This window comes from Pseudomonas sp. LBUM1655 (assembly GCF_059716085.1).
The window spans coordinates 4,385,211-4,397,369 of sequence record NZ_CP166801.1; the positions used below are offsets into that span (position 1 = coordinate 4,385,211).

The 12,159-nt window shown below is 60.0% G+C and carries 8 protein-coding genes; 1 reads left to right on the forward strand and 7 read right to left on the reverse strand.

Annotation, left to right across the window (positions count from 1 at the left end):
* Positions 1-25: 25 nt before the first annotated feature.
* From cmk to mtnA, 7 genes are all read right to left on the reverse strand, one after another.
* Positions 26-715 (reverse strand): (d)CMP kinase, encoded by a 690-nt coding sequence (cmk, locus tag ACA074_RS19555; RefSeq protein WP_187677720.1) that lies wholly within the window; start codon positions 713-715, stop codon positions 26-28.
* Entirely contained in the window at positions 712-2,919 is a 2,208-nt protein-coding gene (locus ACA074_RS19560; RefSeq protein ID WP_497679338.1) for a bifunctional prephenate dehydrogenase/3-phosphoshikimate 1-carboxyvinyltransferase, read from the reverse strand. Before ACA074_RS19560 ends, cmk begins: the two co-directional genes overlap by 4 nt.
* Positions 2,920-2,947: 28 nt before the next feature.
* Positions 2,948-4,060 (reverse strand): histidinol-phosphate transaminase, encoded by a 1,113-nt coding sequence (gene hisC, locus ACA074_RS19565; RefSeq protein WP_187677722.1) that lies wholly within the window; start codon positions 4,058-4,060, stop codon positions 2,948-2,950.
* Positions 4,061-4,073: 13 nt separating this feature from the next.
* Positions 4,074-5,168 (reverse strand): prephenate dehydratase, encoded by a 1,095-nt coding sequence (gene pheA / locus ACA074_RS19570; RefSeq protein ID WP_497677627.1) that lies wholly within the window; start codon positions 5,166-5,168, stop codon positions 4,074-4,076.
* Positions 5,168-6,253 carry a 3-phosphoserine/phosphohydroxythreonine transaminase gene (serC, locus tag ACA074_RS19575; protein WP_401272129.1) on the reverse strand — a complete coding sequence of 362 codons (1,086 nt, stop codon included), beginning with the start codon at positions 6,251-6,253 and terminating at the stop codon, positions 5,168-5,170. Before serC ends, pheA begins: the two co-directional genes overlap by 1 nt.
* Before the next feature lie 126 nt (positions 6,254-6,379).
* Entirely contained in the window at positions 6,380-9,169 is a 2,790-nt protein-coding gene (gyrA, locus tag ACA074_RS19580) for a DNA gyrase subunit A (protein ID WP_401272130.1), read from the reverse strand.
* A gap of 425 nt (positions 9,170-9,594) precedes the next feature.
* Positions 9,595-10,671 carry an S-methyl-5-thioribose-1-phosphate isomerase gene (gene mtnA / locus ACA074_RS19585; RefSeq protein ID WP_016986961.1) on the reverse strand — a complete coding sequence of 359 codons (1,077 nt, stop codon included), beginning with the start codon at positions 10,669-10,671 and terminating at the stop codon, positions 9,595-9,597.
* Positions 10,672-10,779: 108 nt separating this feature from the next.
* Here mtnA and ACA074_RS19590 point away from each other — a divergent pair, with 108 nt between their 5' ends.
* Complete coding sequence (locus ACA074_RS19590) at positions 10,780-12,114, forward strand: TRZ/ATZ family hydrolase (protein WP_497677628.1); 1,335 nt, start codon at positions 10,780-10,782, stop codon at positions 12,112-12,114.
* Positions 12,115-12,159: the final 45 nt, after the last annotated feature.

Below are 12,159 nucleotides of genomic sequence, written 5' to 3' on the forward strand. Positions count from 1 at the left end.
GACTGGTCCCCTGCAACCTTCTTGGTCACCCGGCGATATCGCGAATGGCGATCTCGCTCATGATGCGTTCAAGCACCTGATCGATGGACAACTCCGTGGAATCCAGCTGTATGGCGTCAGCCGCCGGCTTAAGCGGGGCTACCGCTCGCTGGGTGTCACGCTCATCGCGTGCACGGATCTCATCTAGCAGACTCGACAGACTAACACCCTCGACTTTGCCCTTCAACTGCAAATATCGACGGCGCGCCCGCTCCTCGGCACTGGCGGTCAGGAAAATCTTCAGCGGCGCACTCGGGAAAACCACCGTACCCATGTCGCGACCATCGGCCACAAGACCCGGCGCTTCCTGGAAAGCACGCTGGCGCTGCAGCAGCGCCTCGCGCACGGCCGGCAATGCAGCCACTTGAGAAGCGCCGGAACCGACGCTTTCAGTACGAATGACATCGCTGACTTCGTCACCTTCCAGAATGATGCGCTGCAACTGACCGTCGGTCGCCGCAATGAATTGCACATCCAGATGAGCGGCAAGTGTCTTCAGCAACTCTTCATTGGTCAGGTCGACACCATGATTGTGTGCAGCGAACGCCAGCAACCGATAAAGCGCACCGGAATCCAGCAGATTCCAGCCAAGACGCTTGGCCAGAATCCCGGCTACCGTGCCTTTGCCCGAGCCACTTGGCCCATCAATGGTGATGACCGGTGCAATGTTCTTCACGACTGAGCCTCTTGTGCCACACGAATACCGACCTGCCCGCACAGCGCGAGGAAGTTCGGGAACGATGTCGCGACGTTAGCGCAATCATGGATGCGGATCGGTGCAGTGGCGCGCAGCGATGCCACGCTGAATGCCATGGCGATACGGTGATCGCCGTGACCATGCACTTCGCCGCCGCCAATCTGGCCGCCGTCGATGATGATGCCGTCCGGCGTCGGTTCGCATTTGACGCCCAGCGCCAGCAAACCGTCCGCCATGACCTGGATACGATCCGATTCCTTGACCCGCAGCTCTTCGGCGCCGGTCAGCACGGTGCGCCCTTCGGCACAGGCGGCGGCCACGAACAGCACCGGGAATTCATCGATGGCCAACGGAACCAGCTCTTCCGGAATCTCGATACCTTTGAGTTTAGCTGCCCGCACGCGCAGGTCAGCCACAGGCTCGCCGCCGACTTCACGCTGGTTCTCCAGAGTGATATCGGCACCCATCAGGCGCAGGATATCGATGACACCGGTACGGGTCGGGTTGATGCCAACGTGTTCCAGCACCAGCTCCGAGCCTTCAGCGATCGAAGCCGCGACCAGGAAGAACGCCGACGACGAGATGTCGCCCGGCACTTCGATATGGGTCGCCGTCAACTTGCCACCGGATTCGACCGATGCAGTCGCGCCATCAACGTTTACCGGATAGCCGAAGCCACGCAGCATGCGCTCGGTGTGGTCACGGGTCGGCGCAGGTTCGGTAACGGTGGTCTTGCCTTCAGCATACAGACCGGCCAGCAGCAGGCAGGATTTCACCTGAGCACTGGCCATCGGCATGGTGTAGGTCAGGCCTTTGAGCTTGTGGCCACCACGGATAGTCATCGGCGGACGACCTTCGGCAGCGGTTTCGATCACGGCGCCCATTTCACGCAGCGGATTGGCCACGCGATTCATCGGACGCTTGGACAGCGAAGCGTCGCCGGTAAGAGTGCTGTCGAAGTTCTGCGCGGCCAGCAGGCCGGACAGCAGACGCATGGACGTACCGGAGTTGCCCAGATAGATCGGGCCCGGCGCAGGCTTCAGACCGTGCAGGCCAACACCGTGAATGGTCACGCGGCCGTGGTGCGGACCTTCGATGACCACGCCCATGTCGCGGAATGCCTGCAAGGTCGCCAGGGCGTCTTCGCCCTCGAGGAAGCCTTCGACTTCGGTGACGCCTTCGGCCAGCGAGCCGAGCATGATCGAACGGTGGGAAATCGATTTGTCACCCGGTACGCGAATCCGACCGGACAGGCGGCCACCAGGTTGAGCCAGGAAGATCAGATCGTTGGAATTCATAGCGTCCACATAGGCCCTGCGGGCCAGGATTTTACTGAAATGCTCGCGGGCAACCCGGGCGCGAGTGAAAACGCCCAACAATTGGTGCCCATCCCCTGCATCGACCGCGTCGCGCAAGGCGTCGAGGTCGCTGCGAAATGTATCAAGTGTGCGCAGAACAGCCTCGCGGTTGGCGAGGAAGATGTCGTGCCACATCACCGGGTCGCTTCCGGCGATTCTTGTGAAATCGCGGAAACCACCGGCAGCGTAACGGAAGATCTCAAGGTTTTCATTGCGTTTGGCCAACGAGTCGACCAGACCGAAGGCCAGCAGGTGCGGCAGATGGCTGGTCGCAGCCAGCACTTCATCGTGACGCTCGACCTGCATATGCTCCACATCAGCACCCAGTTCACGCCACAGACGATCGACCACAGCGAGTGCCGCCGGATCGGTTTGCTCAAGCGGCGTCAGGATCACTTTGTGTCGACGGAACAGCTCGGCATTTGAGGCTTCTACCCCACTCTGCTCGGATCCAGCAATCGGATGCCCGGGCACGAAGCGCGCCGGCATACCGCCAAAAGCCTCGGTCGCCGCGCGCACCACATTGCCTTTGGCGCTGCCGACATCGGTCAGAATCGCCTGCCCCAGATCCATGCTCGCCAAACGCGCGAGCACTTTCTCCATGGCCAGAATCGGCACCGCCAACTGAATCACGTCCGCGCCTTGGCATGCAGCTGCCAGGTCATCCTCACAGCGATCCACCACGCCCAACTCGACCGCCAGCTTGCGCGATTGCGGGTCGAGATCGACGCCGACCACTTCGCGGCACACGCCGCTTTCACGCAAGCCTTTGGCAAACGAACCACCGATCAATCCCAGACCGACCACCACCAGGCGACCGATCATAGGTGCAGCAGATTGCAGTGCAGTGACATCACCCACGAGCCAGAACCTTACGCAGCGCGTCGAGGAAGCGGCTGTTTTCCGCCGGCAGACCGATCGTCACCCGCAGGTGGTTCGGCATGCCGTAATTGGCCACGGGACGCACGATCACGCCTTCGCGCAGCAAGCCCTGGAACACCGGAGCCGCCACCTGACCGAGATCGACGCAAATGAAGTTGCCCTTGGACTCGATCCAGCCCAAATCCAGCTCCCGGAAACCGGCTTGCAGTTGCTGCATGCCTGACTCGTTGAGCTGACGGCTTTGCGCCAGATACTCTTCGTCTTTCAACGCCGCACAAGCCGCAGCCAACGCCAGGCTGTTGACGTTGAACGGCTGGCGAACACGGTTCAGCACATCCGCCACTACCGGAGTGGACAGGCCATAGCCAACGCGCAACGCCGCCAGACCGTAAGCTTTGGAGAAGGTGCGCGAGACCAGCAGGTTCGGATACGCCGCAAGGAAATCCAGACCATCCGGCAAGTCGCTGCCTTCGGCATACTCGATGTACGCCTCGTCCAGCACTACCAGTACATGCTCCGGAACATCCTGCAGGAACTCGTCCAGCGCTTCGGCGCCGAACCAGGTACCGGTCGGGTTGTTCGGGTTGGCGATGAACACCACGCGGGTGTTGGCGTCGATAGCCGCGAGCATGGCAGGCAGGTCGTGCCCCCAATCCTTGGCCGGCACCACTTTAGCCTGCGCACCGACTGCCTGGGTGGCGATCGGATACACCGCGAACGCGTGCTCACTGAACACGGCATTAAGGCCCGGCGCCAGATAGGCGCGCGCGACCAGTTCGAGAATGTCGTTGGAGCCGTTGCCAAGGGTGACTTGGTTCAGCTCAACGCGGCACTGTTCAGCCAGCAAAGACTTAAGCGCAAAGCCGTTGCCGTCAGGATAACGGGTCAGCTCGGCCAGCTCTTCGCGGATCGCCGCCAAGGCTTTTGGACTGGCGCCCAGCGGGTTTTCGTTGCTGGCCAGTTTGACGATTTTCGCCGGATCCAGATCCAGCTCGCGCGCCAGTTCGTCCACAGGCTTGCCCGGAACGTACGGCGAAAGTTGTTGCACGCCCGGCTGTGCCAGAGCGAGGAAATTGCCACTCATTTACTACCGCCCCTTACAGAACTGCTTTCGGGTAGGAACCCAGCACTTTGAGTGCTACTGCTTCCTGACTGATCTTTTCCAACACACCTTTGATCAACGGATCACGGTGGTGGCCGACGAAGTCGATGAAGAACACGTAGGTCCACTTGCCGCTGCGCGACGGACGGGTTTCGATGCGGGTCAGGTCGATACCGTTGTCATGGAACGGCACCAACAGCTCATGAAGCGCGCCGGGCTTGTTGCTCATGGAAACGATGATCGACGTCTTGTCGTCGCCGGTCGGCGGCACTTCCTGGTTGCCGATCATCAGGAAGCGCGTGGAGTTGTCCGGGCGATCTTCGATCTTCTCGGCCAGACGGGTCAGACCATAGAGGCCAGCCGCCATGTCACCGGCAATCGCCGCCGAATTCCACTCGCCTTTAACCCGCTTGGCCGCTTCGGCATTGCTCGACACCGCGACGCGCTCGACATTCGGGTAATGCGCGTCCAGCCACTTGCGGCACTGAGCCAGCGACTGCGCGTGGGAGTAGATGCGGCTGATGCTGTCGGTCTTGGTGTTTTCACCGACCAACAGGTGATGGTGGATGCGCAGCTCGACTTCGCCACAGATCACCATGTCGTGTTCGAGGAAACTGTCCAGCGTGTGGTTGACCGCGCCTTCAGTGGAGTTCTCCACTGGCACCACGCCAAAGTTCACCGCACCGGCGGCCACTTCACGGAACACTTCGTCGATCGCCGCCATCGGCTTGCTGATCACCGCGTGACCGAAGTGCTTCATGGCCGCCGCTTGGGTAAAGGTGCCTTCAGGGCCGAGGTAAGCCACTTTCAGCGACTGCTCCAGCGCCAGGCACGAAGACATGATTTCGCGGAACAACCGCGCCATCTCTTCGTTGCCCAGCGGCCCCTGGTTACGCTCCATCACCCGCTTGAGCACCTGAGCTTCACGCTCGGGACGATAGAACACCGGCACTTCGCCTTCGGCCAGCGAGGCCATCTTTACTCGCGCGACTTCCTGGGCGCAACGCGCACGCTCACTGATCAGCTCCATGACCTTGGTGTCCAGAGCGTCAATGCGAACGCGCAGTGCCTTGAGTTCTTGCTCGGACATCAGCCGTGTTCCTTCTCGAATTCAGCCATGTACGCCACCAGCGCATTGACGGCGGTGATGTCGACGGCGTTGTAGATGGAGGCGCGCATGCCGCCCACGGAGCGGTGGCCCTTGAGGTTGAGCAGACCGCGCTCCTCGGCACCGACCAGGAATGGCTTGTCCAGACGATCATCGGCGAGGCGGAACGGCACGTTCATCCACGAGCGATCCGACTTGTTGATTGGGTTGCTGTAGAGGCCGCTGGCATCGATGAAGTCATAAAGCGTGCGCTGTTTGACGTCATTAAGTCTGGCAATCGCTTCGACGCCGCCCTGCTCTTTCAGCCACTGGAACACCAGACCGGACAAGTACCAGGCCAACGTCGGCGGGGTGTTGTACATCGAGCCGTTATCGGCCGCGACTTTGTAGTTGAGCATGGTCGGGCACAGCGAACGCGCCTTGCCCAACAGGTCTTCGCGGATGATGTTGACCACGATGCCGCTCGGGCCGATGTTCTTCTGCGCGCCCGCGTAGATCATGCCGAAACGCGAAATGTCGACTGGACGCGAGAGGATGTCCGAAGACATGTCAGCAACCAATGGCACGTCGCCGGTTTCCGGGATCCACTGGAATTCCAGACCGCCGATGGTTTCGTTCGGTGCGTAGTGAACGTAAGCGGCATCCTTGGACAGGTTCCACTCGTTCTGACCCGGGATGGCGAAATAGTCATAAGGCTTGGCGGTAGCGGCAACGTTGACGTGACCGTAACGCGAAGCTTCTTCGATGGCTTTCTGCGACCAGATACCGGTGTCGATATAGTCAGCCGAGCCGCCTTCAGGCAACAGATTCAGCGGGATCTGCGCAAACTGCTGGCTGGCGCCACCCTGCAGAAACAGCACTTTATAGTTCGAAGGGATATTCAGCAGGTCACGCAGATCCTGCTCGGCCTGATTGGCAATGGACACGAACTCATCGCTGCGATGGCTCATTTCCATAACCGACAGACCCTTGCCGTGCCAGTCAAGGAGTTCACCTTGGGCGCGTTGCAGGACAGCTTCGGGAAGCGCCGCAGGGCCGGCGCAGAAGTTATAGGCTCGCTTGCTCACATCCAATCTCGCTCTGACTTGGTGATACACAATAAATCTGTAATTCGGTAACTCTGCACTTCAGAAACTTTCATACCGGACAAATAACAAGGGGGCGAATTCTCATCCGCCCCCTCGCTTGTCCGCTTATTCCTGCGGTTCTTCGTCAGCTGCGGCGTCAAGTTGCTGGTCTTCGGCAACGTCGTCAATCACGACCTCCGCGCCAGACACCAACCCTTCTTCACCTTCGAGCTCTTCGCCCTCGACTTCCGACGGCTCCTGAACCCGCTCCAGACCGACCAGCGTTTCATCAGTGGCCAGCTTGATCAGGGTCACACCCTGGGTGTTGCGACCCAGGCTGGACACTTCATCAACACGAGTCCGCACCAGTGTGCCCTGGTCGGAAATCAGCATGATTTCCTCGCCTTCCTGCACCTGGATCGCACCGACGAGTTTGCCGTTGCGCTCTTTGGTGACCATGGCAATCACACCCTGACCACCGCGACCGCGGCGAGGGAATTTGCTCAGGGCGGTGCGCTTGCCGAAACCACGCTCGGAAGCGGTCAGAATCTGCGCGCCCGACTCAGGAATCAGCATGGAGATCAGCTTCTGATCCTTGAGGATCCGCATGCCGCGAATACCGCGTGCACCACGACCCATTTCACGCACTGCGGCTTCAGCGAAACGAATCACCTTGCCAGCGTCGGAGAACAGCATGATTTCTTTCGCGCCATCAGTGATGGCAGCCGCGATCAACGTGTCGCCTTCCTTCAACTTCAAGGCGATCAAGCCATTGGAGCGCGGACGGGCGAAGCGTGCCAGCGGGGTCTTCTTGACGGTACCGGAAGCCGTGGCCATGAAGATGAATTCGCCGGTCGGCTCAGCCACCAGTTCGGCTGTTTCGCCGTCGATCTCTTCCAGCTCGGCAGCTTCTTCAGCTTCGACTACTTCGCCTTCGATGATCACATCGTCAGCATCATCCTCATCGTCAGCACCGGCACGTTTTTGCAGGGCCTCGAGATCGATCTGCAGCATGGTGGTGATGGTTTCATCGGCTTCCAGCGGCAGCAGATTGACCAGCGGACGACCACGTGCAGCACGCGATGCTTCAGGGATTTCGTAAGTCTTCAGCCAGTAAACCTTGCCTTTGCTGGAGAACAGCAACAGCGTGGAGTGACTGTTGGCAACCAGCAGGTGAGCAATGTAGTCCTCATCCTTGACGCCGGTCGCCGACTTGCCTTTACCGCCACGACGCTGAGCCTGGTACGCAGCCAGCGGCTGGGTCTTGGCGTAGCCACCGTGGGAGATGGTCACGACGCGCTCTTCTTCCGGGATCATGTCGCCCAGAGTCAGGTCGAGGCGTGCATCGAGAATCTCGGTGCGACGCTGATCGCCGTATTCGGCGCGGATCACTTCCAGCTCTTCGCGGATCACTTCCATCAGGCGCACGGCACTGTTGAGGATGCGGATCAGCTCGCCGATCTGGTTGAGGATCTCTTGATACTCGGCCAGCAGCTTCTCGTGCTCCAGACCGGTCAGACGGTGCAGACGCAGTTCCAGGATGGCTTGCGCCTGCTCTGGCGACAGGAAGTACTTGCCTTCGCGCAGACCGTATTGCGGATCGAGGTTTTCCGGACGGCACGAATCGGCACCGGCACGTTCAACCATCGCCACTACCGCCGAGGATTCCCAAGGGGTGCTGATCAGCGCTTCCTTGGCTTCCGATGGGGTTGGCGAAGCTTTGATCAGGGCGATCACCGGGTCGATGTTCGACAGGGCAACGGCCTGGCCTTCAAGGATGTGACCACGCTCGCGCGCCTTGCGCAGTTCGAACACGGTACGGCGGGTAACGACTTCGCGACGGTGACGAACGAAGGCTTCCAGCAGATCCTTGAGATTCAGAATCCGCGGACGGCCGTCGATCAGCGCAACGATGTTGATACCGAATACCGATTGCAGCTGGGTCTGGGCGTAGAGGTTGTTGAGGATCACCTCGGGCACTTCGCCGCGACGCAGCTCGATCACGACGCGCATACCGTCCTTGTCGGACTCGTCGCGCAGTTCAGTGATGCCTTCAAGCTTCTTCTCTTTTACCAGCTCGGCGATCTTCTCGATCAGACGCGCCTTGTTCAACTGGTAAGGGAGTTCGGTGATGACGATCTGCTGACGACCGCCGACCTTGTCGATGTCTTCAACGATCGAACGCGCACGCATGTAAATGCGCCCACGACCGGTGCGGTAGGCTTCGATGATACCGGCGCGACCGTTGATGATCGCGGCGGTCGGGAAGTCCGGACCGGGGATGTATTGCATCAGCTCGTCGACAGTCAGCTCGGGATTGTCGATGAGCGCCAGGCAACCGTCGATGACTTCACCGAGGTTGTGCGGCGGGATGTTGGTTGCCATGCCCACAGCGATACCGCTGGAACCGTTGACCAGCAGGTTGGGAATACGGGTCGGCATGACCGCCGGGATCATTTCCGTGCCGTCGTAGTTCGGCACCCAATCCACGGTTTCCTTGTGCAAGTCAGCCAGCAGCTCGTGAGCCAGCTTGGTCATGCGCACTTCGGTGTATCGCATGGCTGCAGCGTTGTCGCCGTCCACCGAACCGAAGTTGCCCTGACCGTCGACCAACAGGTAGCGCAGGGAGAAAGGCTGAGCCATACGTACGATGGTGTCGTAGACGGCAGTGTCACCGTGCGGGTGATATTTACCGATCACGTCACCGACAACACGGGCAGATTTCTTGTACGGCTTGTTGAAGTCGTTGCCCAGCTCGCTCATCGCGAACAGCACGCGGCGGTGCACGGGCTTCAAGCCATCGCGCGCATCCGGCAGTGCACGGCCGACGATCACGCTCATCGCGTAATCGAGGTAGGACTGTTTCAGCTCGTCTTCGATATTGACCGGGAGGATTTCTTTGGCCAGTTCGCCCATGAGAAGCCTGATTCCTTTTTCTGGTGAAACCTCGTCATATCCATAGGGATCACGAAGCTCGTCGATGCAGACTGAGTGCCATACGCCGACTTACGACAAATCAACAAGTTGAACCCTGGATTTGCGCAGTGAAGACAACCCTGTGGGACTGCCTCGGAAAACGCCGGATGCTACCACAATCGCCGCCACGCACCTATCCCCCACAAGCGCATGGAGCATAGTTAGTTGACCGGTAATCGCCTGAAAGGGGGACGAGAGAGGCTTAGAGAGTTATTGAATAGAGATTTCGAGCTGGGTTTACGCTTGTTTATTGACTTATAGCGCCTCATTGCCAGCAGCTTGGTTTGCACATTGATTTGGGTCGATCACAAATCCTGTGGGGGCCAGCCTGCTGGCGATGCCGTCTTTTCAGGCGCCAGTGACAATTAATGCAGGCGCTTGCGGCACATCAACTGCGCCATTTTCGCGGTGTCCGGACGCTCGACGATGCCCTTCTCGGTAACAATCGCATCGATCAAGTCTGCCGGCGTCACGTCAAACACTGGGTTGAACGCTTCAACGTCCGCCCCGACACGCTTGCCACCGACTTCCAGCAGCTCGGCGCCGTCACGCTCTTCGATCGGAATGTCATCACCACTGGCCAGATTCATGTCGATGGTCGAACTCGGCGCCACCACCATGAAACGCACACCGTGGTGCATGGCGTTGACCGCCAGTTGATAGGTGCCGATCTTGTTGGCCACATCACCATTGGCGGTAATGCGGTCAGCGCCGACGATCACCCAGGTCACACCTTTGGTTTTCATGATGTGCGCGGCGGCGGAGTCAGCATTGAGGGTCACAGGAATGCCTTCGTTGGCCAGTTCCCACGCGGTCAGGCGCGAGCCTTGCAGCCAAGGCCGGGTTTCGTCGGCATAAACGCGTTCAACCATCCCCTCAAGGAAAGCCGCTCGAATGACCCCCAGCGCCGTGCCGAAACCGCCGGTGGCAAGGGCACCGGTGTTGCAGTGGGTGAGAATCGCCTGCGCGTTGCCCTGATGCTTGCGGATCAGATCGACACCCAACTGCGCCATCGTCAGGTTTGCTTCGCGGTCACTTTCATGTATGGCGATAGCTTCGGCTTCCAGAGCCGCAAGAGGATCGGCATTTTCTTTCAGACGATCCAGCCGATCGTGCATGCGACCCAGCGCCCAGAACAGATTGACTGCGGTCGGACGGGAATCGGCCAACAGGGCGAAATCCTCTTCCAGCGCCGCATACCAGTCGCCACCTTCGGCAATCCGTGCGCGGGCCGCGAGCACGATGCCATAAGCCGCGCTGATACCGATGGCCGGCGCACCACGCACCACCATCGAGCGAATCGCCTCGGCCACGCCGGCGGCGCTGGTGTAGGCGATCCAGGTTTCCTCGAACGGCAAAATACGCTGATCCAGCAGGTGGAGCGCGCCATCTCGCCAATCGATGGCCTTTACTTTCTCCGCAGCCAACAGTCGATCGCGCATCCCTCACCCCGCACTCATGAACAAAAGCCGCCGATTATAGCGATCCCCCCGCGAAGACGCTCGGGTATACTTCGCCATCCTTTACAAAAGCACTGGAACCGACCCTCGATGCCGAAACCTGCCATTGCGCTCGACTTATTATTGCTGCCGACCTGGCTGGTACCCGTCGAACCCGCAGGCGTTGTGCTCAAGGAGCATGGCCTGGGCATCCGCGACGGTCGCATCGTGTTTATCGGCCCACGCGCCGAAGCGTTGAAGTGTAATGCCACGCAAGTGCGCGAATTGCCGGATGTTCTGCTCAGCCCCGGTCTGATCAACGCCCATGGCCACGCCGCAATGACGTTGTTCCGCGGCCTGGCCGATGATCTGCCGCTGATGACCTGGCTGGAAAACCACATTTGGCCGGCCGAAGCCAAATGGGTCGATGAAGACTTCGTCCGTGATGGCACCGACCTCGCAATCGCCGAGCAGATCAAGGGCGGCATCACCTGCTTTTCGGACATGTACTTCTTCCCGAAAGTTGCCAGCGAGCGCGTGCACAACAGCGGCATCCGCGCACAGATCGCCATTCCGATCCTCGACTTCCCGATTCCTGGCGCCAGCAACGCGGATGAGGCCATTCGTCAGGGCGTCGAGTTGTTCGGCGATCTGAAGCATCACGAACGGATCAAGATCACCTTCGGCCCTCATGCACCCTACACCGTCGGCGACGAGAACCTTGAGAAAATCCGCGTGATTGCCGAGGAGCTGGACGCGTCGATCCACATGCACGTCCACGAAACCGCCTTCGAAGTGCAGCAAGCGGTTGAACAGCACAGCGAACGGCCACTCGCCCGCCTCGGCCGTCTGGGCCTGCTCGGCCCGCGCTTCCAGGCCGTGCACATGACCCAGATCAGCGATGAAGACCTGGCGTTGCTGGTAGAAAGCAACACCAACATCATCCATTGCCCGGAATCGAACCTGAAACTCGCCAGCGGCTTCTGTCCCGTCGAGCGTCTGTGGCAAGCCGGGGTCAACGTTGCGGTCGGCACTGATGGCGCGGCCAGCAACAATGATCTGGATCTGCTCGGCGAGACCCGCACCGCTGCCTTGCTGGCCAAAGCCGTCGCCGGCTCGGCTACCGCGCTCGATGCCCATCGCGCCCTGCGCATGGCCACACTGAACGGCGCACGCGCCTTGGGGATCGAAAGCGAAACGGGCTCGCTGGAAATCGGCAAAGCCGCGGACATTGTCGCCTTCGACCTGTCTGGCCTGGCGCAGCAACCGGTGTACGACCCGGTTTCACAGCTTATATACGCCACCGGTCGCGATTGCGTGAAACACCTGTGGGTCGCCGGCAAACAATTGCTTGACGAACGGCGCCTGACCCGCATGGATGAAGAACAGCTTGGCGCTACTGCGCGAGCCTGGGGCCAGCGCATCAGCGGCCACACCGAATCGTAAACATCCCGGCACACACGCCAGGGCTACAGCCTTTTTCAAGTTTTT